This is a genomic window from Burkholderiales bacterium (genome assembly GCA_035543335.1).
GTDB lineage: Bacteria > Pseudomonadota > Gammaproteobacteria > Burkholderiales > JAHFRG01 > JAHFRG01.
Window position 1 is genome coordinate 47584 of the sequence record DASZZH010000015.1, and the last position, 24534, is coordinate 72117.

A 24534-nucleotide genomic window follows, 5' to 3' on the forward strand; every position below is an offset into this window, starting at 1 on the left:
TTATTTCTCCGAACTGCTATCCTGGCGCGGCTTGCAACGAGGCGGCACGCGGCAACCCAAACGCTGTCATGTTAAAAAGCCACTTCGGCATGGTGTCGCTGCCGACTGTAAGCTGTGTTGCCAAAATCGTCGCTTTCACCGCGCGCCGGGAAATCTTCACTTCGTTGCCCGACGTAAAATCGCGGTTGGCGCTGATTTTGCGCAAAGTCAGCACCGCCATGCCGAGCGCCCAGAAGCAGAACTTGCGTATGCCGGTCTCATATCTCGGGATGAGCAGCGTGTAAGCCAAAGCGTTGCGCAAATGCGCATGGGCAATGGCAATCAGTTTTTCCAGCCCGGCCGCAAAAGCGGCATCGTGGCGCTCCCTGGAAAGATTACGCAAGTCAAAACCGCTTTCACGAAACACGTCCTGCGGCAGCCAGCAGGCGCCGCGGCCGAGGTCTTCCCAGATGTCTTTCAAAATATTGGTCATCTGCAAACCCTGGCCAAACGAGGTCGACAATTCTAGCATTTTTTGGCGGTTTTTCCCGATTCCAACGGAGTAATCGCAAAACAGTTCAGTGAGCATTTCTCCCACCACACCGGCCACGTGGTAGCAGTAGCTGTCGAGCTGCGGCAGATCTTTCAAGCCATAAGGACTGGGGTTGGACTGGAACAGCGCCATGCCGTTCGCCATGATGCGCACGCAGCGCTCCATCGCCCCACGCTGGTTGTGGCTGAAACCGTGGGTGAGGCGGATGACCTGCGGCGTATTTTTGATCAGATCCTTTTCCGCTTCCTGCGTGGAACTCGAGAGCAGCGGATAAAACTCGGCGGCGAAAGTTTCAGGCGCCGCTTCACCGGCAACCACCTGGATGAACTGGTCGGAGAAATAGCGCTTTTGCCCGGCGCTCAAGGCCGGTTCGTCTTCAATGGTGTCGGCGATGCGGCACAAGAGATAGGCATTGCTCACCGCGCTGCGCAAAGCAGAGGGAAGCTGTGGGATGGTCAGCGCAAATGTGCGCGATACCCCCTGCAGGATATGCTCCTGATACGCTTCACCGCTGAGTTGTTTGCCTCGCTCCGCCTGCCCATCCGGCATCTTGAAAATCCCCGGTTGCCACGCCTGTTAGCGTCCGGCGCAAGGGGCACATTGTAGCTCAAATCGCCTGGAAGGGCTGCTGCACCCCATTATCTGCTGATGGGCATGTTAAAATTTGCACTCGGAACCGGTCTAAGGAAACTCACCATCATCGCCCCTACCCTCATCGCTTTCGCGCTCACGCTGGCTTCACTGGCCTACCTTGCTTTTGCCCTGCTGCGCGTCATTGCTTTCGGGAAACAACGCGCAGGTCCGAGTGCATACCAGCCGCCCATCAGTTTGCTGAAGCCGGTTTGCGGGTTGGAACCCGAGCTCTACCAGAACCTGCGTACGTTTTGCGACCAGGATTATCCCGATTACCAAATCATCTTCGGCGTGCGCGATCCCAATGACCCGGCGATTGCCGTCATCAAACGCCTCATCCGGGAATTTCCGCAACGCCACGCTGCCCTGATCGTGGATGAAACCGTCACCGGCACCAATTTCAAGGTGAGCAACCTCGCCAATATGTACCGCGCGGTAGAGCATGATCTGTTGGTCATTGCCGACAGCGATATGCGAGTGGGACGCGATTATCTCGGCGCGGTTGCCGCCCCGTTCGCCGATCTGCAAGTCGGCGCCGCGACTTGTCTTTACATGGGCGTGCCAGTTGATGGCTTCGCTTCGCGGTTGGGCGCGATGTTCATCAACGATTGTTTCGCCCCCTCGGTTTTGGTCGCGCTTTCCTTTCAGGAGTTGCGCTACTGCTTCGGTGCGACCATGGCGGTACGGCGCCCGGCACTCGAAAAAATGGGCGGCTTTGCCGTCCTCACCGATCAACTCGCCGATGACCACATGCTGGGCAAGCGCATAGCGGAACAAGGCCTTAAAGTCGCGTTGCCGGCCTACGTCGTTGAAAACCATGTATGGGAATCCGGCTTCAAAGCGCTGTTTCTGCACGAGCTGCGCTGGGCGCGCACCATCCGCGCCATGCAACCTGTCGGTTATGCGTTCTCCTTCATCACTTATCCGGTTGCGGTTTCGGCCCTCTTAGTCCTGATTTTTCCCATGAAAGCCGCGGGGTTAACGTTACTGGCGGTTTCGGTTATAATGCGCGCTTTACTGCACTGGTCAGTACACGCCGGTTTCCGCATACCGGGACCCACTCAGGCCTGGCTCGCGCCATTTCGGGATCTTTTGAGTTTCGTGGTTTGGGTGGTAAGCTTCTTTGGGCGGAGCGTGCAATGGCGGGAACAGAATTTTTCGGTCCGGAGGGACGGACAGTTAACGAAATAAAGGAGCACGCTATCTCATGATGAAGACCCTGTTTTTGAACCCTCCGTCATATGAAGGGTTCGACGGCGGCGCCGGCTCACGCTATCAGGCGCGGCGGGAAATCCGCTCGTTCTGGTATCCCACCTGGCTCGCCCAGCCCGCGGCACTCGTCCCCGGCGGCAAACTGATCGACGCGCCCGCGCGCGGCCTGTCGCTCAACGACATTCTGCCGCTCGCCAACGATTATGAACTCGCCATTCTGCATACCAGCACGCCATCTTTTGAATCCGACGCCAAAGTCGCTGAAGCGCTTAAAGCCAAAAACCCCAAGCTCATGATTGGCTTCATCGGCGCGCACGTGGCCGTGCAATCCGAGCTTTCGCTTAAGCATTCGCCCGCGATTGACTTCGTCGCGCGCAACGAATTCGATTTCACTGTCCACGATGTCGCCTCCGGTCGTCCGCTTGCGGAAATCGACGGCATCAGCCACAAGGTCAATGGCAAGGTGGTGCATAACCGCGACCGCGCCATGATCGAAAACATGGACCAGCTGCCGTGGGTCGTCGACGTCTATAAGCGTGACCTGGTGATCGAAGATTATTTCATCGGCTATTTGCAGCACCCCTACGTTTCGCTTTACACCGGCCGCGGCTGCAAATCGCGCTGCACCTTCTGCCTGTGGCCGCAGACCATCGGTGGCCACCGTTACCGCACCAGGAGTCCGGGAAACGTGGTGGCGGAAATCGCGCACGCCAAGGAATATTTCCCGCAGGTCAAGGAGTTCTTCTTCGACGACGACACCTTCACCGACGACCTGCCGCGCGCCGAGGAGATTGCCAAAGGGCTCGGCAAGCTGGGTGTCACCTGGTCGTGCAACGCCAAGGCTAATGTGCCGTACGCTAGCCTGAAAGTAATGAAGGAAAACGGCTTGCGCTTGCTCCTGGTCGGCTTCGAGACCGGCAGCCAGCAGATCCTGCTCAACATCAAGAAGGGCATGCATGTCGACATGGCGCGCCGTTTCATGGCGGATTGCCACAAACTCAGCGTGGTGGTGCACGGCACTTTCATCATGGGCCTGCCCGGCGAAACGCACGCAACCATTGAAGAGACCATCCGCTTCGCCAAGGAGATCAACCCGCACACGATTCAGGTCTCGTTGGCCGCCGCCTATCCCGGAACTTACCTGCACAAACAGGCGATGGACAACGGCTGGTTGCTGCGCGACTCCACGCACATCGTCGCGCAAGAAGGCTTCCAAGTCAGCTCGCTCAACTATCCGCACCTTTCTCACGAAGAAATTTTCAAGGCGCTGGAAAAATTCTACAAGCGCTTCTACTTCCGCCCGAGCAAGATCGCCGAAATCACGTTTGAAATGATGCAAAGCTGGGAGATGACCAAGCGCCGGCTGCGCGAAGGCGTGGAATTCTTTCGCTTTCTTTACGGGCGGGAAGATCGGGTTTGAAGCGGCTCATCGTCACGGCTGACGACTTCGGCGCATCCCTTCCCGTCAACGAGGCAATCGAGCAGGCACACCGCCAGGGCATTCTCACCACCGCGAGCTTGATGGTGGGTGCCGCAGCAGTCCGGGATGCGGTGGAGCGCGCCAAGCGCCTGCCCTCGCTCAAAGTCGGCTTGCATGTGGTCCTCGTCCGCGGCCGTCCGCTTTTACCTCCCGACCAGGTTCCCGACCTGGTTGACACGCAGGGGAATTTTTCCTCGCGGCTCGCCCGCGCCGGCGTGAATTTCTTCTTTCGCTCCAAGGTAAGACGCCAGCTCGAGGCGGAAATCCGCGCGCAGTATGAAGCGTTCCGCGCCACCGGCCTCGTACTAGATCACGTCAACGCCCACAACCACATGCATCTGCACCCGACGGTGCTCGGCCTCATCCTCAAAATCGGACCGGGCTACGGCGCGCACGCGGTGCGCCTGCCTAACGAGCCTTTCATTTATTCCTGGCGCGCCGCAAGAAATGCGCTCACGCTGCGTATCGCCAATTCGCTGCTGCTCAAGCCCTGGATAACCCTCATGCGCTGGCGCTTGAATAAAGCCGGGGTGGCTTGCAACGAATACCTGTTCGGAATGAGCGACTCCGGCCGGATGAACGAACAGCGCGTGCTCGGCCTCCTTGCCCATCTGCCGCACGGCGTCTCGGAAATGTACTTCCATCCGGCGCTTGAAGCCTGGGACGGCATGGACCCCGGGATGGCGCACTATGACCATCAAGCCGAGTTCCAGGCCCTGGTGAGCCCGGCGGTCGCGCGGGCCGTGCACCAGCACCAGATAGAAAAAATCAGTTTCGGCGATCTCCCGGCCAAACCTTTTTCTTGAATCGCATGAATCCCGGCAAGTCACAACGCAGCTTCGCTTCCACGAACGGGGACAGCTCTTGCTAGACAGCTTTGGTAATCAGTATCGCCGCGTCGTGGTGCGCCTGGTGGAGTTCTCTGCCCGCAACGCCAAAGGCTTGGTGGCGATCGTCTTGCTGTTGACCGCGGTGTTTCTCTACTACACCGCAACCCACTTAAGCCTCGACACCGATCCCAACCAAATGCTCGATCCCCAGCTGCGCTTCCGCCAGCTGGAAGAGGATATGCAGAAGGCCTTCCCGCAGTTTTCCGATTTGATTGTGGTGGTGATCGAAGGCGACAGCGCCGGACATGCCGATTCAGCCTCGCAAAAACTTATCGCACGGCTGAAGCAGGAAACAAAGGCGCTCGAATCAATTTACGACCCCGAGCAAACCAGTTTCTTTTCCCAGAACGGGCTGCTTTATCTCGACAAAAAAGAATTGCTGCAGCTTTCCGACCGCCTGACCGAGGCGGCGCCATTTCTTGGCACTCTGGCGCAGGACCCCAGCTTGCGCGGCCTGTTTACCGTGCTCGGCCGGGCACTCGATGAAAATTTGAGCCCCGACTACCGCACCCGCCTCAAGAACATGCTGGACAGCATCAGCGGCATCGCCGAGGCTTTGTCCGCCGGGCGCCTGCTCAAGCAATCCTGGCGCGGCCAGTTCATCGAAGGCACAATGGCCCAAGGCAACGACCGGCGGCACTTTATTCTTATCAAACCCAAATTCGATTACTCCTCGATGCAGCCGGGCCGAGAGGGAATTAACACCGTCCGCCGGGTCGCGCAGGAATTACAGCTCGACCCGCAACATGGAGTGCGCGTACGTCTCACCGGAGACGTTCCCATCCAGGATGAAGAGCTGGACAGTGTTGCACGCGGCGCGGGTCTGGCCAGCCTGTTCTCCACTTTGCTGGTGTGCGTGATTTTGGTCCTGGGGCTGCGCTCGACCCGATTGGTGGCCGCGATTCTGGCCACGCTGTTTGTTGGCCTGATTTGGACTGCGGCTTTTACCGCTTTTGCCATCGGCCATCTTAATTTGATTACAGTGACCTTCGCCGTGCTGTTCATCGGCCTGGGTGTCGATTTCGGCATTCAGTTCGGCATGCGTTACAAGGAAGAACTGCATCGCACCAAGGATGGCGATAAAGCGTTAAGCGAGGCCGCCTATGGCGCGGGCGGGATGTTGACGCTGGCAGCGGTCGCCGCCGCCATCAGCTTTTTCTCCTTTACCCCCACCAGTTACCGCGGGCTTGCCGAGCTTGGCGTTATTTCCGGCGTGAGCATGTTCATCGCCCTGTTTTCCAATCTCACTCTGTTGCCGGCGCTGCTCAAGCTCATGCCGGTGGACATGGAAAGCAAACTGCCCAAGAGCAGCATGCTTATCCGCTTGCGCTTTCCGGTGCGGCGCCACCGGAAAGGCATCCTCCTCGCGGCTATGCTGGCGGCAGTGGTTTCGCTGGCGCTGCTGTCACAGGTGCGCTTCGACTTCAACCCCCTCAACATGAAGGATCCGAACACCGAGTCGGTCGCCACCTTCCTCGACATGCTGAACGACCCCAATACCACGCCCTACACCATTGATGTCCTCACCACTAACCTCAACGAGGCCAAGGAGGTCGCGGCAAAACTGGAGAAGCTCGCGGTGGTGGACAAAGCGGTGACACTCGCCAGCTTTGTGCCCGACGACCAGGACGAAAAGCTTGCGGTCATCGCTGACATGGCGCTGGTGCTGCAACCGCTGGTTACTCCGGCGCGGGTTGCCGCGCCGAGCACGCATGAAGAGTTCCAGTCCGTGGAACAGTTTCAGAAAAAATTGCAGGAAGCCGGTGGGAAAAATCCCGATTCCGCTTTTGCCGCAAGCATGAAGCGTCTGGCCAACGCTCTGGAAAAGCTTAAATCCGTCCCCGGCTGGCCGGACCAGGCGCTCCAGCAACTGCGCGACGGCGTGGTAGGCGACTTGCCGCAGAATCTGGCGCATTTGCGCAAGCTCCTGCAACCGCAGCGCATCGAGCTCAAGGACGTGCCGCAGGATTTGCGGGAAAGATATGTCGCTGCCGACGGCCGCGCCCGGGTTGAGGTTTTTCCAAAAATCAATGTAACCGACAACAAGGAATTGCGCCGCTTTGTGTACGAGGTGCAAAAAGTCGTGCCCCAGGCCATCGGCACGCCGGTGGCGCTGGTCGAAGGTGGCGACACGGTAGTGCAGGCCTGCCTGCAAGCCACCGTGATCGCCTTGTTCGCAGCGTTAATCCTGCTGCTCCTGGTATTGCAAAGCGTCTCCGGGGCGTTTCTGGTGTTGCTGCCGCTGATCCTGGCAATGGCGATAACCGCGGCAAGTTCCGTGATTCTCGACCTGCCGCTTAACCTGGCGAACATCATTGCGCTGCCGCTGCTGCTGGGCTTAGGGATAGCCTTCGGCATTTACCTGGTGATGCGCCAAAGAAGCGAGCTCGACGTCGAGCACCTGTTTCGCAGCAGCACGCCGCGCGCCGTGTTGTTCAGCGCGCTTACCACCGTGGTTTCGTTCGGCTCGCTGGCTTTCTCCGAACACCGCGGCATGGCCGGCATGGGTCTTTTACTCACCCTTGCCTTGTCGTTTGCGCTGCTCTGCACCCTGGTGGTTTTGCCGGCAATCATGAGCGCCATCGAGGACAAGCGGTGAAGCTCGGCATCGCCATCGCTGCGCTCGCCGGTCTGCTGGCGGCGGTTTTGCTTATCGGTTACCACGGCTTTATCGCGGTATCCGATATTCTGCTCACCGCCGGCTGGGGACTGGTGGTGGTGAGCCTGTTTCACCTGCTGCCGGTGACGCTTTCTTCATTGGCTTGGCGCCGTTTGTTGCGCAGTACCTGGCGTCACAGCTTGCCGGTATTTTTCTGGGCGCGCTCGGTGCGCGAAGCCGTGGGCAGTCTGCTGCCGGTCATGCAAGTCGGCGGCGAGCTTGTCGGCGCGAGAATCCTCACTTTCCACGGCGCCAAAGCCGGCATCGCCGGCGCCAGCGTGGTGGTGGATCTGACGCTCGAAACCATCGCACAATTCTTTTTCACGCTGCTCGGACTGCTGCTACTGGTATTGCTGGGCAGCTCGGAACAGACGGTGCGCTGGGCGGCAGCGGGCCTTGCCGTCGCCGCGCTGGCCCTGGCCGGCTTTGTCTTCGCCCAACGCAAGGGAATGTTCAAGCTGCTGGAAAATTTTATCGAAAAAATCGCCGACAAATGGGAATGGCTGTCGCTGGGGAAAATCGACAACCTGCACGACACCATCCAGAAACTCTACGGCGAGCGCCACACGCTGCTTATCGCCGGAGTGACGCATTTTCTGTCGTGGATCATTAGCGCAGGCGAGGTCTGGCTGGCGCTTTATTTCATGGGCAATCCCGTGAGTTTCCTGGAAGTGCTGATACTGGAAAGCTTGAGCCACGCCGTGCGCAGCGCGGCATTCGTGGTGCCGGGTGCCCTGGGAGTGCAGGAAGGCGCGTACATGCTGCTGGGCGAAGTGTTGGGCCTTTCTCCGGAAATGGGGCTGGCGCTGTCCCTGGTGAAACGGGTGCGTGATTTGCTGCTGGGCATTCCCGCGTTGCTGGGATGGCAGGCGGTGGAAAGCGGCCGCCTGTGGTTCAGGCCAAACCGCAACAAAAGCGACGGACGTTGAGAGAAGTTCTCATTTCACCGGAAAATGGCGCAGCGGTATTTTGAATTGCGACCCAAGCTGGTAAAATATTCGCGTTTTGTGTGCGTTCTTGCCAGGTTCGCTTAGTCGCGCATGTTTCGCGCGCATTACACAAATTTCGCAATCGTGAAAAAACCAAAACTATCTGCCGTAACCTTTGTGCTATTCTTTTTTCTAAATGGGTACGGCCTTGCCTTCGCGCACGCCGTCGTGGTTGAATCCAGCCCGCGCGAAAGCGCGGTGCTCGAGCAGGCGCCGGACCGCATCCAACTGCGTTTTAACGTCAAAATTGAAAAAACGCTCACCCATGTGAGTCTCACCAAAGGCGGCAAGCAAAGGATTAAACTGCCGCCCTCCGATTTCAGCCAAAGCGCGCCGGAAAGACTGGAAGTGCTTTTGCCGCCTCTGGAACCGGGGGATTACTTGCTGCGCTATTCGGTGCTGGCTGCTGACGGCCATACCACCCAAGGGGCACTGCGCTTCAGCATTGCCAGGTAACACATGACTCTGCTTGCCGGTTTTCTGTCGATTCTGTCTCATGCACTGTTGCTGATCGGCATGTCGGCGGCGGTGGGCGGGCTGATTTTTCTGCTCGCCGTGCTGCTGCCGCTTGCCAACACCGGCAGCGCGGCACGGCTTGCGATAAGGCGTTCGCTCATCGTTCTGGTCTGGGGCGCCGCCCTGCTTGCGCTCGGGCAAGTCCTGGGATTGCTGATGGAGCTCTGGGCGCTCGCGGATGAGTCGGGCGGGTGGCTCATCGCCGCGTTTTTTTCTACGGGGTTCGCTCACGCGGGACTGCTGCATATCGCATTTGCCCTTGCTTTGGCTTTAAGCGGCGCGTGGCTTATCCAACAACCGGCATCAGGTGCCGCCTGGGCTGCATCCCTCGCCGCTGCGATTCTCCTGATGATAAGCGGCGCCTGGCTGGTGCACGCGGTAAGCCGCCTCGAAGGCACGGTGCCATTGATGGTAATGACGATACTGCACCAACTGGGCGCTGCCGTGTGGGTGGGCGGCATCATTCATCTTGTCTCGCTGTGGCGGCAAACGCGCAATGGCGCCGGCGCGCCGCTCTGGCCGCGCGTGCTGGCGCGTTTTTCACCTCTAGCCGTGCTTGCCGTTTTGCCTCTGATCGGCACCGGCATTTATCTGTGGTGGGGTTATATCGGCGATTGGGAAGGATTAATCGGCACGGCATACGGCATCATGGTCTTGACCAAGGTGGCATTGCTCGTCGCCGCCCTCACTCTCGGCGCGATGAATTTCTTTCTCACGCGGCGCTGGACCCGGCAGGGCGACACCCATGGCGTGCTGTCGCGAGTGCCGGTTTTTGTTGAGGCCGAGTTGAGCATCGTGATCGTTGTCTTGCTCACTGCCGCGGCGCTTACTTCGCTGCCGCCTTCAATAGATGTCGCAGCCGAAAAGGCGACGCCTGCTGAAGTCTGGGAAGTGCTCAAACCGGGGAAACCACGTCTCGCCCCTCCGCCGCGCCAGGAATATCTGGCGAGCTCCACGTCTTCTTTCGATTTGCTCACTCCGCAAAATACCTTAGACAAAATGCAGAGCGAATTCAATCACAATGTTTCGGGTGTGCTGGTGCTGATCGTGGGCCTGGCCGCCATGCTCGATCGCACTGGAAAATTCCCGTGGGCGAAGCAGTGGCCTTTGCTCTTTATCCTGCTCGCGGTGTTTCTGGTTCTGGTCGGCGAACCGAACGGCTGGCCGCTGGGCTACGAAGGATTCTGGGAAACCCTGGTCATCCCTTCAGTGATTCAGCACCGTTTGTCCACGCTGGTGGTGGCTGGGCTGGCGCTCGTCGAGTGGCGGGTGCGGGCGGGCGGGCCGAAACACGCTGGCGCTTTGTGTTTCCCCTGCTGTGCATCACCGGCGGCGCGCTGCTTCTCACCCATTCGCACACCTTGCTTACCGTCAAATCTCAGTTCCTAATCGAAGTATCGCACTCGCTTCTGGGATTTTTCTCGGTGATGATGGGAGCGGGACGCTGGCTGGAATTGCGTCTTCCCCCGCCCACCAACCGCCTGCCGGGGTGGACTTGGAGGTTTTCCCTGGTAATGGTCGGTTTGGTACTGTTATTTTACCGCGAGGTTTGAGAAGGCTCGTCTTCGTCGTCTTCGAATTTTGTTGGCGGCGGGTTGCCATCGTAGATCAGGAACGTGCGGTGCTGCCGGTAGGCGTCGCGAATGAACACATAGCGATCGAGCGCCGCCTCATCCACAATCTTCAAACTGCTTGAAGCACGCGCCCGTGCATCGATCGCCCCCAGCGCGCCCAGCGGCAAGGTCACGGCGAGGGTGCTGATATAAAACAGGCCGTTGGTCACCGTGCTCATCGCCAAGCCGGGGCTGTCGCGCACGGTATTGGGGCCCAGCAGCGGAATCACCAGGTACGCACCTTCAGGAGCGCCATAGACACCGAGTGTCTGTCCCAAATCTTCCTCGTGAGGCCGCATGCCTACCTTGCTCGCCACATCGACCAAGCCCAATGCGCCTACCGTGCTGTTGATCAGAAAGCGGCCCAAATCGGCTGTTCCCTGTTTGACCTTGCCCTGGAAAAAATCGTTAAGAATGGTGTTGAGGTAACCCAGATTGTCAAAAAAATTGGAGACGGAATTTCTGACCGGCTCGGGCGTGACTTTGACATAGCCCTCGGCGACCGGCTTGATGACCGCGCGGTCCAATGCGTCGTTGAATTTGTAGATGCTGCGGTTCACCCCTTCAAAGGGATCGCCGTTGTTTTCCCCCTTGGGGGTGTTGGCGCAACCCGAAACGAGCATCACCAGTGCGGCGAGCACCGGCAAAACGGCATTTTTGTTCTTGCGGCCAATGCGGATCGCATTCTGATGTGATTCCATCGCTTCTTCCCAGTGATAAAGGCTGTCATAACACCGGGAGTATTACCCGGTTCGTTTATTTTTTGGAGCCGGCCGGCTTGGAATACTGCGCGATCTGTCCTTGCAACTTGGCAATCAGCACGTCGCCGCCCTGGTCGCGGATGACGTTGCCGTACTCCGAGCGCTTGATCGCCAGGTCGCTCACCCCATCGACGATAATGTTGATGATTCGCCAGTTGCCGTTCTTGCGGCGCAGTACATAATCAAAGTGTATCTTCTCGCCATTCGGCGTGGAAAGCAAGGTATGCACCAGCGCATCACCCTTGCCGGTGGCTTCTTCGGAGAGCGCCTTGAAGCTCTCGCCCGAGTAGCCGTCAAAACGATAGGCGTAAGTCGCTATGCTCAGCTTGGCGAAGACGTCCACGTAGGTTTTTTTCTGCTCGTCGGAAAGCTTCTCCCAATAGCGGCCGGCGGCAAATTGCGCGATGCCGGCGAGGTCATGGCTTTCCTCAATCGCCGGCGCGAGCTTCTTGTAGCGGCCATCGTAGCCGAGCTTCTGCGCCTCCGACATCGCTGAAATCAGCGTGGCTTGAAAGCGCTCCACCACCACCGCGGCATTGTCTGAGGCTGCCGCGTGAGATGGAATCACCGAAGTTGCGAGCAACAAACCGGCCACCAGGGGCAGCATAATGGATGTCAAACCGGCTTTTTCCGTTCCTGCGCGGTCGTAAACACGGCCCTTCCAGCGCGAACGCTCCCCGCGGAAATACCGCAGCGCCGAATCCCAGGTCATGGCGAGATAAAACATAGCGGTTACCGGCAGGCTCAACGCCCAAAGCGGCGATCTGCCGTAAAACCTGAGCGTGGGCAGATAAGATAAGATCATGGCCGCCAGGGCCGTGGCGGCGAGACTGCGCGTCGCTGAGCCGGCCGCAAACAGGCCGGCGGCGGGCGCAACAAAGGCAATCACCATTATTGCGGTGCAAACAAGCAGCAAGGCGATTGAGTAATGCAATTGCGTAAAAGCGGTTCGCGTCACCATATTCCAGATCTGCCTCAATTGTTGGTAGGGACGGATGCTTTGCACCGAGTGTGTCAGCCCCATCCAGGTTTTATGTCCCATGAGCTTGACGCGTTTGGCGAGAGCGCAATCGTCGATCAGCTCATCCTTGATCGCCGCAAATCCGCCGATCTCCTCAAGCACCTGTTTCTTGAGCAGGATGCAGCCGCCCGCCGCAGCTGCCACTTCGCGATACCCTGAATTCGACAGGCGAAACGGATAAAGCATTTTGAAGAAATATACAAAAGCCGGCATCAAGAGTTTTTCCCAAAAGTTGCCCATTGTCGGCACCGCCATCAATGAAATGAATGACACGTTATGCTTCTGCATCTGTTCCCGCAATGTCGCGATGAGGCCGGGCTTGAGTTCAATGTCGGCGTCCAAAAGCATGATAAGCGGGGTGGTAACCTGCTGCTGCCCCTGTTCCAGCGCCCACAGTTTCCCGCTCCAGCCCGCGCCCAGAGGCCGGCCTTCCATCAAAGTCAGTTTGGGCGCCGGAATTCGCTTTACAAGCTCCCCCGTTCCGTCCGTGGACTGATCATTCACCACTATTACGGAAAGGTTACGTCCCTGGATGTTTAACGCTGCAAGCGTTTTTTCGACGACAGCCGCTTCGTTGCGGGCGGGAATGAGAACGGTGACATCGCTCAAGTCATCGGCACCGGGCCGAGCGTCGAGAAACGGCCGGGAAGACCAGGGGCGCCAAGGAACCAGCAGCACGGCGAGCCAGATTAAAACGGAGACTGCCGTCAAAGCAATTCCCAGCGTTTCCATCACCAGAGTTGCGTCAGTTTGGAATCATCCCGAAAGGCGGGACTGCGGTCTAATGCTTGCTGACCTTGAGCGGAATATAATTCTTGGCGGTTTCTTCATAAAGAACGGGCAGCTCAGGGGCGAAAATGCCTTCGGTGCGCGGTCCGTTCAGAAACACCCTGAGCGCATTTAGCGGGCGCGCAAACGTGTCGTTGATGGCGGTCGGCTCGTAGCCGCAATGCACCATGCAGTCGGCGCACTTCGGGTTGCGGCCGACGCCGTACTTATCCCAATGCGTGGTTTCCATCAGTTCCTTGAAGCTCGAAGCATATCCTTCGTCAACGAGTAGATAACACGGCTTCTGCCAGCCGAACACGTTGCGCGTCGGGTTGCCCCAGGGTGTGCATTGATAGCTCTGGTTGCCGGCGAGAAAATCGAGGAACATGCTCGACTGGTTGAAGCGCCACTTCTTGCCTTTGCCGAGCCTGAACAAGTCACGGAACAGCTGCTTCGATCCGTGGCGGCGCAGGAAAATCTCCTGCTGCGGCGCATGCTGGTAGCTGTAGCCAGGCGAGATGGTCACACCCTCCAGGCCGAGCTCCATGCAATAATCCATGAACGCCGCGATCTCTTCCGCGGATTCGCCCTGGAACACCGTGCAGTTGGCGGTGACGCGGAAACCTTTGGCCAGCGCGAGCTTGATCGCGTCCACCGCACGGTCGAACACACCTTCCTGGCACACCGAGGCATCGTGGCGTTCACGCAGGCCGTCCAAGTGCACCGAGAACGTCAGGTAAGGCGAGGGCGTGAATTCGTTGATGCGTTTTTTCATCAGCAGCGCGTTGGTGCAGAGATAGATGAATTTCTTGCGCGCGACAATACCTTCGACGATTTTGACGATGTCCTTGTGAATCAGCGGCTCGCCGCCCGGGATCGAAACCACCGGCGCGCCGCACTCATCGACCGCGGCCAGGCATTCTTCCATGCTCAAGCGTTTGTTGAGAATTTCGTCGGGATAATCGATCTTGCCGCAGCCGGCGCAGGCCAGATTGCAGCGAAACAGCGGTTCCAGCATCAACACCACGGGATAGCGCTTCACCCCGCGCAGTTTCTGGTCGATGACGTATTTGGCGACACGATATTTCTGAATTAAGGGTACGCCCATTAGATGTCCTGTTTACGTGGTGCCGGTCTTGGTTTGCTCGGCTTTTTTCAGCGTCAACGACTTCGGCAGACGGAACGTGGTGGTTTCACGGATGCCGTCCATCGCGCGAGTGGTTTCCACTCCAAACGTCGCGAGCCGGTCGAGCACCCTTTGCACCAGCACTTCCGGCGTGGAGGCCCCCGAGGTGATGCCCACTTTCTTGATGTCTGCGAACCAGGATTTATCGAGTTCGGTCTCGTCCTGAATCAGATAGGCGGGCAGGCCGTGCTGCTTGCCGACTTCGCGGAGCCGGTTGGAATTGGAACTGTTGCGCGCCCCCACCACCAGCAGCAGGCTCACTTCGTCGGCGAGCGCCTTCACCGCGTTCTGGCGGTTTTGCGTCGCGTAGCAAATGTCGTCGAGTTCCGGGCCTTGAATCGTGGGGAAGCGTTTTTTCAACGCCTCGATCACGTCGCGGGTGTCATCAATGCTGAGCGTGGTCTGGGTCACGTACGCAAGCCTGTCGGGATTTTCGACTTTCAGGGCACCGACATCTTCTATGGTCGAAACCACGTAAACCCTGCCTTCCACCGACCCCATCGTGCCTTCCACTTCCTCGTGGCCGATATGGCCGATGATGATGATTTCATAGCCGCGCTTGCTGTATTGCTGCGCCTGCAGGTGCACTTTGGTCACCAGCGGGCAGGTGGCGTCTATTACTTGCAGCTTTCTTTGCCTGGCTTTATCCACCACCGCGGTGGATACCCCGTGGGCGCTGAAGATGGTGACTGAGCCGGTGGGCACCGCATCCAGGTCTTCGATAAAAACCGCGCCGCGCGTTTGCAGCCCTTCCACCACGTGCAGATTGTGCACGATTTCATGAAAGACATACACCGGCGGACCGTAGATGTCGAGCGCGAGTTCCACGATATCGATTGCCCGCACAACACCTGCGCAAAAACCTCTCGGCTGGGCCAGCACGACTTCCATTTAATAGCCTTCCTTAGTGCTCAATTCGGTTGTTATAGAGGCAATCTTTAAAAGACTCCGTGCAGTCGATCAAAGTTCATCGGTGAAGCACATTTTAGAATTCTTCGACCGTTGCCGCCAGCAGTCAAATCTTTCGACGAGGCTTCCCGCGAAAGATGTGATATATCATTGATTATCTTTAACAGTTGGCATGAATTAAGCGGTGGCGTATAATACGTCCCCTTCACCAGGGCTGTCAAGCAAAAAACCTTCCAAACTAAGGACCTGTGGGTCTGTCGCAGCCTTGCGTGACAACAAAAACGATTACGCAGGTGAGTTCCGCTGATTTCGTTGCCGGTTTGCGCCGCTCAGCTTATGATTCAGGCAATTAATTGGTGAACAGAACAGAGCAAAATGTCTCTTGCCGCTAAGTATCCGCTGCTTGCCGCCATCCATTCGCCGGAAGACCTGCGTGCACTTCCCGAGGACCAGCTCGTTCCGTTCTCGGAGGAGTTGCGCAATTACCTCATTGACACGGTTTCCGGTTGTGGCGGGCATTTTGCCGCGGGACTGGGCACCATCGAGCTCACTATTGCGCTGCATTATGTTTTCAATACGCCGGAAGATCGGTTGGTATGGGATGTCGGCCATCAATGTTATCCACACAAGATTCTCACCGGCCGTCGTGATCGTATCGGCACCATCCGGCAAAAAAACGGTTTGACGCCGTTCCTGAAACGCGAGGAAAGCCCTTACGACTCGTTCGGCGCGGGACATTCTAGCACTTCGATCAGCGCCGCACTCGGCATGGCCATCGCCGCCGCGAAGCAAGGCGGCGACCGCAAAGCGGTGGCGATTATCGGCGACGGCGGCATGACCGCGGGTCTTGCCTACGAAGCGCTCGACCATGCGGGCGGCATGAAGGACATCGACCTGCTGGTGATCCTCAACGACAACGACATGTCAATTTCGCCCAATGTCGGCGCACTGTCGAGTTATCTCGCGCGACTGCTCTCCGGCAAGGTTTACAGCACGGTTCACGAAAGCGGCAAGAAGGTCCTGAAAAAATTCCCGACGATGTGGGACCTGGCGCTGCGCACCGAAAAGCACATGAAGGGCATGGTCACTCCCGGCCCTGGCACGTTTTTCGAGGAACTGGGTTTCAACTACATCGGCCCCATCAGCGGACACGACATCCCCACGCTGGTCAAAATCCTCAAAAACCTGCGCGACCTCAAGGGGCCGCGGCTTTTGCATGTGGTAACCAGGAAGGGCAAGGGCTACGCCCCCGCCGAGGCCGACCCGGTCAAGTATCACGGTGTCACTAAGTTCGATCCCACGGTGGGTATTGTTCCTTCGAAATTGAAGCCGGGCAGTCCCACTTATACGCAAGTATTCGGCGACTGGCTGTGCGACATGGCGGCGCTGGATGAACGCCTGATCGGCATCACGCCCGCCATGCGTGAAGGCTCGGGTCTGGTCAAATTTTCCGAGGTTTACCCCGACCGCTATTTCGATGTCGGCATAGCTGAGCAGCACAGCGTCACGGTTGCCGCTGGCATGGCCTGTGACGGCTTAAAACCGGTGGTCGCGATTTATTCCACTTTCCTGCAGCGCGCCTTCGACCAAGTCATTCACGATGTCGTAATTCAGAATTTACCGGTGCTGTTCGCGGTTGACCGCGCCGGCCTGGTCGGGCCGGACGGGCCGACACACAACGGCAGCTATGATTTCTCCTACCTGCGCTGCTTGCCCAACATGGTCGTAATGGCTCCGGCGGATGAAAACGAATGCCGGCAAATGCTCTACACCGGCTTCCGTCATAATGGCCCGGCGGCGGTGCGCTATCCGCGCGGCAACGGCCCGGGCGTGGCGGTGCAGAAGGAAATGACGCTGCTGCCTGTAGGCCGCGCGGAGCTGCGCCGTCAAGGCAAGAAAATTGCTTTGCTGGCTTTTGGCACGATGGTCGCACCTGCTTTGGAAATCGCGGGAAAATTCGACTCCACCGTCGTCAACATGCGCTTCGTCAAACCTCTTGATGAAGAAATGATTCTCAAGCTCGCCGATACCCATGATAGCCTCGTGACCATCGAGGAAAACGTAATTCCCGGTGGCGCAGGCAGTGGTGTCAATGAATGCCTGGCGGCGCATGGCGTGCAAATCCCGGTTCTCAATATTGGACTTCCCGACCGCTTCATCGAACATGGCTCGCGCGAGGAAATGCTGGCAGATGCGGGATTGGACAAGGACGGGATTGCGCGCAAAGTGGAAAAATTCTACGGTAGCCGTGTGTCGCCGGATAAAGCAGCAGTGGGCAAATAATCTGGTGGCCCAGCGCGGAATTCCTGCCTTTTGCTTTTAGCTGCGCCATAAGCTTCTAAGCGGTACCCCGTAACTCAACCGTGCCGAGATTATCTTCGGCATTCCAGACTACCGATTAAGCCCCGCTCATGAGCGGGCGTTGCGCAGCACTCCTTAGTTTTCCCCGGCTGTGGCCAAACAAGCTATAGTTAAAGGCAGGGATCGCACGCCAATCCGATGGCCAAATTGCGCATCTTACTCATTCTGCTGTTGACTTTACCTATCCGGGCAATTGCCGCGGAGCCGGGATCTGTCATCGTCCTTCCAGTAAACGGTGCAATCGGCCCCGCTACCGCCGATTACTTTCACCGTGGTCTGGAACAGGCCGCCGAGCAGGGCGCGCAAATGGTGGTGCTGCAAATGGACACACCGGGCGGGCTGGACACCTCCATGCGCACCATTATCAAGGACATTCTCGCTTCACCCATACCCATTGTGGCTTTCGTAGCGCCCAGCGGCGCGCGTGCCGCCAGCGCAGGCACCTATATTCTTTATGCGAGCCACATTGCCGCGATGGCGCCGGCCACCAACCTGGGGGCGGCGACTCCGGTGCAAATCGGCGGGATGCCGGATGCCCGCGGACCGGAATCCTCCGAGCCTGATAAGAAAAAAGACGCCGAAAAACCGGAAACTACCCGCAAGACCCAAAAAGACGGCAGTTCGGATACATTGACCCGCAAGCAGGTTCATGATGCCGCAGCTTATATTCGCGGATTGGCGCAAATGCGAGGACGCAATGTGGAATGGGCGGAAAAGGCGGTGCGTGAAGCGGTCAGCCTGTCCGCTGATGAAGCGTTGAAGCTCGGCGTCATTGACTTGGTGGCCGATGATGTCACGCACCTGCTGAAGCAAATCCACGGCCGCAAGCTCAACATCCTGGGGCAGGAACGCACACTCAACACCGAAAACGCCAAAACGGTCACCTTCGAGCCGGACTGGCGCAGCCGCCTGCTGGCTGTAATTGCTAACCCGAGTATCGCTTATATCTTGATGTTGATCGGTGTCTATGGCCTGTTTTTCGAATTTTCCAACCCGGGTTATGTATTGCCCGGTGTTGCGGGGTTGATCTGCCTGATTCTCGCGCTGTACGCCTTCCAGTTGCTGCCGGTCAATTATGCCGGACTGGTGTTGATCATGCTTGGCATTGCCTTCATGGTCGCGGAAGTCTATTTTCCGGCCTATGGTTCGCTCGGCGTCGGCGGTGTGATTGCTTTCGTCATCGGGTCGGTGATTCTTATCGACACCGGGGTGCCGGGATACGGGATTCCCTTGCCATTAATACTCGGAATCGGCATGGCGAGCGCCCTGTTCCTGATTTTTGTCATGGGCATGGTCGTCAAAGCCCACAATCGCCCCGTGGTCAGCGGCCGCGAGGAGCTGTTAGGCAGCATCGGGGAGGTGACAGAGGATTTCGAGCAGGAAGGCTGGGCCAGAGTTCATGGCGAGACTTGGCGCGTGAAGAGCGCTGCCAGGTTGCAGCGTGGACAAAAAATCCGGGTTGCGAAAATAGACGGTTTAACTCTGGAGGTCGTGCCTGAATCTTTACCGGACAAAGGAGAATCCTAATGGCTTTCAATTTTAGTTTCGGCGTGCTGGTTGTCATTGTGGTGCTGGTGCTTTCCGCGCTGAAGGTACTGCGGGAATACGAACGCGGGGTAATTTTTCAGCTGGGGCGATTCTGGAAAGTAAAAGGCCCCGGGTTGATTCTCGTCATTCCCGGTATCCAGCAGATGGTGCGGGTGAGTCTTCGCACCGTGGTGATGGACGTACCGAGCCAGGATGTGATTTCCCGCGACAACGTCACGGTCAAGGTCAACGCGGTGGTGTTTTATCGAGTAGTGGATCCGCAAAAAGCCATCATCCAGGTGGAAAATTTCCTGGTTGCAACCAGCCAGCTTGCCCAGACCACTCTGCGCTCGGTGCTGGGTAAACATATGCTGGACGAAATGTTGGCGGAGCGCGAAAAGCTCAATTTGGACATTCAAACTACTCTCGATACCCATACCGACGCCTGGGGAATCAAGGTTTCCAACGTTGAAATCAAACAGATCGATCTCAACGAATCCATGATCCGGGCGATCGCCCGCCAAGCGGAAGCGGAACGCGAGCGGCGCGCCAAAGTAATCCATGCCGAGGGTGAGTTGCAGGCTTCCGAGAAACTTCTAGAGGCAGCCAAGGTACTGTCTCAGCGGCCGGAGGCGATGCAGTTGCGCTACCTGCAGACCCTGTCGAATATTGCCGGGGATAAGGCTTCCACCATCGTGTTTCCAGTGCCCATGGACTTAATTAGCGCGCTATTGGAAGCGCTGAAGAACAACAAAAATTGACGCTCAAGCATGACGTATTGGTTGCCACGAGCTCAAACATGTCATGAAAGCGCGGCAGCCAAGGGCGGAATCGAACCCACAAGTATTTTCAGTTCAATTCTGCAGATGTGGCAGTTAATTTAAGCAAAGACTTACCAACGCTTGCCAATTTACATAATCTGGGTAAACCGTAGTTAGTAATGTTTTGCCCTCAGTAGACAGTGCACGTTTACAGCACACCTGTACGATAAACAGCGCTTCGTCCTCATGTAAACGGAGCATAGGCAATCTTTCCCGTAGATATTGAATAGTATGCAAAATTAAAACTTACACCAGATTACAAAAAATTGATATTGTGCTTGGTGAGGAAAACGACCGATGGCAGAAACATCAATTTATATATTTGCATGTCATGCATCGTCGCGGCGCGCCCGTGCTAGCGTGATGTCGTGCTTGCGGAGCTTGAGTCAAAGCAATCTTTGAGAGGCAGCAGTCGCTAATGGGCGTCAAGCATTAAGGGGGCAAGATGAACCCGCCGATTCCCCAACCTGTCTATTTCTCCCGTACTGCGCGCAAAGCCCTCGCGGCCTCTGGGCTCGCCGCCCGCTTGGACAAGGAAATTCGTGGCGACGTATGGTTCGATGCGGCTTCGCGCGGCCGCTATTCGACCGACGCCTCGATTTACCAGATCATGCCCATCGGCGTAGTGGTGCCGCGCGACGAATCCGATGTGCGCATTGCGCTTCAGATTGCACGCGAGTTCAAAGTGCCGGTATTGCCCCGCGGTGCCGGCAGCAGCCAGTGCGGCCAGACGGTCGGCGAAGCGCTGGTGATCGACCACAGCAAATGGTTGAGTGGTATCGTCGAATTCGACAAGGAAGCGGGCACCGTCACCGTAGAGCCTGGCATCGTGCTGGACCACCTGAATGCCTGGCTCAAGCCGCATGGCCTGTGGTTTCCAGTGGATGTATCGACCTCAGCCCAAGCGACCATCGGCGGCATGGCCGGCAACAATTCCTGCGGCTCGCGTTCGATCAAATACGGCAACATGGTGCATAACGTCCTCGGCATAGACGCAATTCTCGCCGATGGCACGGAAGCGCACTTTGGCCCATTGACTGCGCTCACGGGATCAGGACGTGTGCGCAAACTGGCCGATGCCCTGGCCGCTATCGCCGCCCGCGAGCGAGACGAAATCGAGCACATGGTGCCTAAGGTGCTGCGCCGCGTCGGCGGCTACAACATCGACATCTTCCACCCGCAAAGCGTGCGGCCCTATACGCCGGACAACTCGGTGAACCTGGCTCACCTGCTGGTCGGTTCGGAAGGAACGCTTGCCTACTCCAGATGGATCAAGCTCGAAATCACAGCGATCCCGCGCCACAAGACATTGGGTGTGGTCAATTTCTCAACCTTCGACCAGGCTATGGCGCTCACGCAGGATATCGTCAAGCTGGGCCCATGCGCAGTGGAACTGGTCGACCGCACCATGATCGACCTGTCGCGGCGCAATCCCGCATTCCGCCCGGTAATCGAACATGCGCTGATCGGTGAACCGGAAGCGGTCCTGTTGGTCGAGTTCGTCGGCCACGAAAAAGAACCTTTGCTGCGGAAACTCAGGGAACTGGTCGCGCTGATGGGCGATCTTGGTTTGCCCGGTAGCGTGGTCGAAATGAGCGACCCCGGTCCGCAGAGAGATCTCTGGGAAGTGCGCAAGGCCGGGCTCAACATCATGATGAGCATGAAAGGGGACGGTAAAGCGGTATCCTTTATAGAAGATTGCGCCGTGCCGCTCGAACACCTGGCCGAATACACCGACCGGCTGACGCAAATATTCCACAAGCACGGAACCAAAGGCACGTGGTATGCCCACGCCAGCGTCGGCACCCTTCATGTTCGGCCGATTCTCGACATGCGGCGCGACGGCGCGCAGAAGATGCGTGCCATCGCAGAGGAGGCGTCAGCCCTGGTGCGCGAGTACAAGGGTGCCTACTCGGGCGAGCACGGCGACGGCCTGTGTCGCGGCGAATGGGTCGCTTGGCAGTTCGGCCCGCGCCTGAACAGGGCTTTCGAAGAGATCAAAGGGCTGTTCGACCCGGACAATTTGTTTAATCCCGGCAAAATCGTGCGCACGCCGCGAATGGATGATCCATCTTTGTTGCGTTTCCCTCCGGCTTATCGAATGCAGCCCCTGCTGCCCAAGCTCGACTGGTCGGCGTGGAATGTGCAGCGTGATCCCGTCTCCGAAAACGAGACCGCGCCGGGAAGCGGTGGCGACCCGGCCGGAGGTTTCGCCAAGGCTATCGAGTTGTGCAACAACAACGGGCATTGCCGCAAGTTCGATGCCGGCACTATGTGTCCGAGTTACCGGATTACCAAAGACGAGCAGCATGTGACCCGCGGCCGCGCCAACACGCTGCGCCTTGCCCTCTCCGGGCAGTTGGGCAAAGACGGTTTCACCAGTGAGGCCGTCAAGGAATCCCTCGATCTTTGCGTGTCGTGCAAAGGATGCAAACGCGATTGCCCGACCGGGATCGATATGGCGAAGATGAAAATTGAGTTCCGCGCAGCCTATGCGCAAGAGCACGGCATCGCGTTACGCGACAAGCTGATCGCCTATCTGCCGCGTTATGCGCCGACTGCTGCCCGTCTTCGCTGGCTGTTTAACTTGCGCAATCGCGTGCCTGTGCTGGCTGTGTTGGGAGAGAAGCTGTGCGGCTTCTCCGCACAGCGCGCTTTGCCCTCCTGGAGGCTCCCGTTCAGTGCCACGGCGCAGCCGGCAGCCACGCCGCGGGGCGACGGCAAGGAAGTGCTGCTCTTCATCGATACTTTCAATAATTACATGGAGCCCGACAATGCCCACGCGGCGCAGCGCGTACTGGAAGCGCTCGGATACGCGGTGCACTTGTCCTGCGCCCAAGGAAAAGGCGGTCGGCCATTATGCTGCGGGCGCACTTTCCTTGCTGTCGGCCTGGTCGACGAAGCCAAGGCCGAAGCAAAGCGCTCGCTCGACGCACTGTTACCCTACGTCGAACGCGGGGTGGTTGTCGTCGGCTTGGAGCCCTCGTGCTTGCTGACGATGCGCGATGAGTTTCTTCACTATGGCTACGGGGAGGACGCCACCCGGCTCGCGGAGAACGCTTATCTTCTCGAAGAATTCCTGGTTCGGGAATATGCGGCAGGTCGAATCGCGACCGCCTTCAAGCGCTTGCCATACAAGCGCGCGTTGTTGCACGGCCACTGCCACCAAAAGGCATTCGACGCGATAACGCCGATACTGCAGGTTCTAAATTGGATTCCGGAACTGAATACGGAACTGATCGAGTCGAGTTGCTGCGGCATGGCCGGCAGCTTCGGTTACGAGGCGGAACACGTTGATGCCTCATTGCACATGGCGGAGCTGTCACTGTTTCCCCGCATCCGCAACAGCGACAGTAACACGCTGCTCATCGCCGATGGCACCAGCTGTCGCCATCAAATACACGATGGCCTCGGCCGCCAAGCCGTACACATCATCAGGGTGCTCGACATGGCTCTCGCATGATTTTATGTCCGGCCAATTCAAGTCTTTGACGTTTGGTGGCCAAGGGCGGAATTGCCCTTTGTGGATTTTGCCTCACGCTTCGCGCTCAGCGAAATCTGGTGGCCAAGGGCGGAATCGAACCATCGACACAAGGTTTTTCAGTATTGCTTGTAGGGAATGCTGGAATCTCTCGCCATTTCCCAATAGTTTGATTCGCTTCCCGTATCGAGCAATCTTTTGCTTCCAGCATTTACCGAGGATTCTGGCTTTTTGTGTAAATTTCCGTGCGCGACTACACAGGAATTACACAAGCGAAACAGCCCCGCTTTTGCGAAACGGATTACCCCAGGTCCCGCCAAAGGTTGAGCTTGTTCGCGATGCCGATCCAGGATCGAAGCTCGGCGGATTTGGCGTCCGCGCAGAGCCGCTCATAGGTGCGCCAGTGCATTCCCTTCGGTTTGTCGGGAAACGAATCGGCAAGGGGATTTTTCAGCTATATAACCCGGCTTTCGTCCCCCTGGCAGACAATGCTGGAGAACTGTTAACCCGCGGCTACCCGTGCCGTTAACCTGGAACCTGGCGCTAGCATGATGTAATCTGCTTGGGGAAATCATTGATCCCACTCGTGCGTCCCGTTCGCAAAGTTGTTGCACCAGAACCCACAAACGGGACCATCGGGCTAGCGGCGTCACAATCTAATGAGTACGTACAAACGCTTCTTTAAGCTGCGCTAGCAGGGTGTTGAAGAACTCCACGGGGCCGCGGCGTCGGCTTTCCGGGATGGGATGCGCGAAGCGAGCCGCGTTGAATAGCCGTTGCATATTCGCAAGGCGAGCGACAAAGCAGACCGCCCGGAAAGGCACCCCGGACTCGGTCTCGCGAAGCGTGGCGCGGGAAGGGGCGCAAAGCTGCCGCAAGAAACGCCGTTAAACGGGGCGCTCATGCTGCCGCTCCCGCACCCCAAGCTTCGCTTACCGTGTCGCGGCAGCCGCCCCATCCGGGTTTGCACGAAAAGCCCATCTGCTGCGTGCTCGCCGGAGCGTGGAGCCTCGGCACGTGCGACCGCGAAGGCGAGCGCTGGCCCGCTCCGCTGCACAGCTTCGCAGGTGCAGACGCTACACGGGCCCTCCTCGGCATCGTAGTCCGGGCTACGACCTTCGTCGCGCGCCTTGCATCTGAGCATTTTTCGTGTCAAACGCGGCTCCCGGAGAGTT

At 57.9% G+C, this 24534-nt stretch carries 16 protein-coding genes; 11 read left to right on the top strand and 5 right to left on the bottom strand.

Going from position 1 to position 24534, the window contains the following annotated elements; all coding sequences use genetic code 11:
* Positions 1-16: 16 nt before the first annotated feature.
* The gene (locus VHE58_03190) at positions 17-1081 is read right to left on the bottom strand and encodes a phytoene/squalene synthase family protein (GenBank protein ID HVS26291.1); all 1065 of its coding nucleotides are present in this window, start codon (positions 1079-1081) and stop codon (positions 17-19) included.
* Between the two features lie 105 nt (positions 1082-1186).
* Here VHE58_03190 and hpnI point away from each other — a divergent pair, with 105 nt between their 5' ends.
* The 7 genes from hpnI to VHE58_03225 all read left to right on the top strand — a co-directional run bounded on the left by hpnI (position 1187) and on the right by VHE58_03225 (position 10300).
* Positions 1187-2356 carry a bacteriohopanetetrol glucosamine biosynthesis glycosyltransferase HpnI gene (gene hpnI / locus VHE58_03195; GenBank protein ID HVS26292.1) on the top strand — a complete coding sequence of 390 codons (1170 nt, stop codon included), beginning with the start codon at positions 1187-1189 and terminating at the stop codon, positions 2354-2356.
* A 19-nt stretch (positions 2357-2375) separates the two neighbouring features.
* On the top strand, positions 2376-3797 hold the full coding sequence (gene hpnJ / locus VHE58_03200) for a hopanoid biosynthesis associated radical SAM protein HpnJ (GenBank protein HVS26293.1): 1422 nt from the start codon (positions 2376-2378) through the stop codon (positions 3795-3797).
* Positions 3794-4663, top strand: a complete 870-nt coding sequence (gene hpnK / locus VHE58_03205; GenBank protein HVS26294.1) for a hopanoid biosynthesis-associated protein HpnK — start codon at positions 3794-3796, stop codon at positions 4661-4663. Before hpnJ ends, hpnK begins: the two co-directional genes overlap by 4 nt.
* A 58-nt stretch (positions 4664-4721) precedes the next feature.
* On the top strand, positions 4722-7346 hold the full coding sequence (locus VHE58_03210; GenBank protein HVS26295.1) for an MMPL family transporter: 2625 nt from the start codon (positions 4722-4724) through the stop codon (positions 7344-7346).
* The gene (locus VHE58_03215) at positions 7343-8335 is read left to right on the top strand and encodes a flippase-like domain-containing protein (GenBank protein HVS26296.1); all 993 of its coding nucleotides are present in this window, start codon (positions 7343-7345) and stop codon (positions 8333-8335) included. The genes VHE58_03210 and VHE58_03215 overlap by 4 nt, the downstream gene beginning before the upstream one ends.
* Positions 8336-8479: 144 nt before the next feature.
* Positions 8480-8851 carry a copper resistance CopC family protein gene (locus VHE58_03220; protein HVS26297.1) on the top strand — a complete coding sequence of 124 codons (372 nt, stop codon included), beginning with the start codon at positions 8480-8482 and terminating at the stop codon, positions 8849-8851.
* Between the two features lie 3 nt (positions 8852-8854).
* The gene (locus tag VHE58_03225; GenBank protein HVS26298.1) at positions 8855-10300 is read left to right on the top strand and encodes a CopD family protein; all 1446 of its coding nucleotides are present in this window, start codon (positions 8855-8857) and stop codon (positions 10298-10300) included.
* A 148-nt stretch (positions 10301-10448) separates the two neighbouring features.
* Here the strand turns inward: VHE58_03225 and VHE58_03230 are convergent, their stop codons facing one another.
* From VHE58_03230 to ispH, 4 genes are read right to left on the bottom strand one after another with little or no spacing between them, the layout of a single operon-like run.
* Positions 10449-11225, bottom strand: a complete 777-nt coding sequence (locus VHE58_03230) for a VacJ family lipoprotein (protein HVS26299.1) — start codon at positions 11223-11225, stop codon at positions 10449-10451.
* Positions 11226-11280: 55 nt separating this feature from the next.
* Complete coding sequence (locus VHE58_03235) at positions 11281-13038, bottom strand: ABC transporter substrate-binding protein (GenBank protein HVS26300.1); 1758 nt, start codon at positions 13036-13038, stop codon at positions 11281-11283.
* A gap of 49 nt (positions 13039-13087) precedes the next feature.
* Complete coding sequence (gene hpnH, locus VHE58_03240; GenBank protein ID HVS26301.1) at positions 13088-14182, bottom strand: adenosyl-hopene transferase HpnH; 1095 nt, start codon at positions 14180-14182, stop codon at positions 13088-13090.
* A gap of 12 nt (positions 14183-14194) precedes the next feature.
* The gene (gene ispH, locus VHE58_03245; GenBank protein HVS26302.1) at positions 14195-15151 is read right to left on the bottom strand and encodes a 4-hydroxy-3-methylbut-2-enyl diphosphate reductase; all 957 of its coding nucleotides are present in this window, start codon (positions 15149-15151) and stop codon (positions 14195-14197) included.
* 393 nt (positions 15152-15544) lie between these two features.
* Here ispH and dxs point away from each other — a divergent pair, with 393 nt between their 5' ends.
* From dxs to VHE58_03265, 4 genes are all read left to right on the top strand, one after another.
* Positions 15545-17452, top strand: a complete 1908-nt coding sequence (gene dxs / locus VHE58_03250) for a 1-deoxy-D-xylulose-5-phosphate synthase (protein HVS26303.1) — start codon at positions 15545-15547, stop codon at positions 17450-17452.
* 216 nt (positions 17453-17668) lie between these two features.
* Entirely contained in the window at positions 17669-19057 is a 1389-nt protein-coding gene (locus tag VHE58_03255) for a nodulation protein NfeD (GenBank protein ID HVS26304.1), read from the top strand.
* A complete protein-coding gene (locus VHE58_03260; protein ID HVS26305.1) occupies positions 19057-19818 on the top strand; it encodes a slipin family protein in 762 nt (253 codons plus the stop codon). The genes VHE58_03255 and VHE58_03260 overlap by 1 nt, the downstream gene beginning before the upstream one ends.
* A 505-nt stretch (positions 19819-20323) precedes the next feature.
* Entirely contained in the window at positions 20324-23341 is a 3018-nt protein-coding gene (locus VHE58_03265; GenBank protein HVS26306.1) for an FAD-linked oxidase C-terminal domain-containing protein, read from the top strand.
* Positions 23342-24534: the final 1193 nt, after the last annotated feature.

Coding starts and splice junctions, on each gene's coding strand:
- VHE58_03255 (HVS26304.1), top strand. CDS start 17,669: ATGGCCAAATTGCGCATCTTACTCATTCTGCTGTTGACTTTACCTATC.
- VHE58_03265 (HVS26306.1), top strand. CDS start 20,324: ATGAACCCGCCGATTCCCCAACCTGTCTATTTCTCCCGTACTGCGCGC.
- ispH (HVS26302.1), bottom strand. CDS start 15,151: ATGGAAGTCGTGCTGGCCCAGCCGAGAGGTTTTTGCGCAGGTGTTGTG.
- hpnH (HVS26301.1), bottom strand. CDS start 14,182: ATGGGCGTACCCTTAATTCAGAAATATCGTGTCGCCAAATACGTCATC.
- VHE58_03260 (HVS26305.1), top strand. CDS start 19,057: ATGGCTTTCAATTTTAGTTTCGGCGTGCTGGTTGTCATTGTGGTGCTG.
- VHE58_03190 (HVS26291.1), bottom strand. CDS start 1,081: ATGCCGGATGGGCAGGCGGAGCGAGGCAAACAACTCAGCGGTGAAGCG.
- dxs (HVS26303.1), top strand. CDS start 15,545: ATGTCTCTTGCCGCTAAGTATCCGCTGCTTGCCGCCATCCATTCGCCG.
- hpnJ (HVS26293.1), top strand. CDS start 2,376: ATGAAGACCCTGTTTTTGAACCCTCCGTCATATGAAGGGTTCGACGGC.
- VHE58_03225 (HVS26298.1), top strand. CDS start 8,855: ATGACTCTGCTTGCCGGTTTTCTGTCGATTCTGTCTCATGCACTGTTG.
- hpnI (HVS26292.1), top strand. CDS start 1,187: ATGTTAAAATTTGCACTCGGAACCGGTCTAAGGAAACTCACCATCATC.
- VHE58_03230 (HVS26299.1), bottom strand. CDS start 11,225: ATGGAATCACATCAGAATGCGATCCGCATTGGCCGCAAGAACAAAAAT.
- VHE58_03235 (HVS26300.1), bottom strand. CDS start 13,038: ATGGAAACGCTGGGAATTGCTTTGACGGCAGTCTCCGTTTTAATCTGG.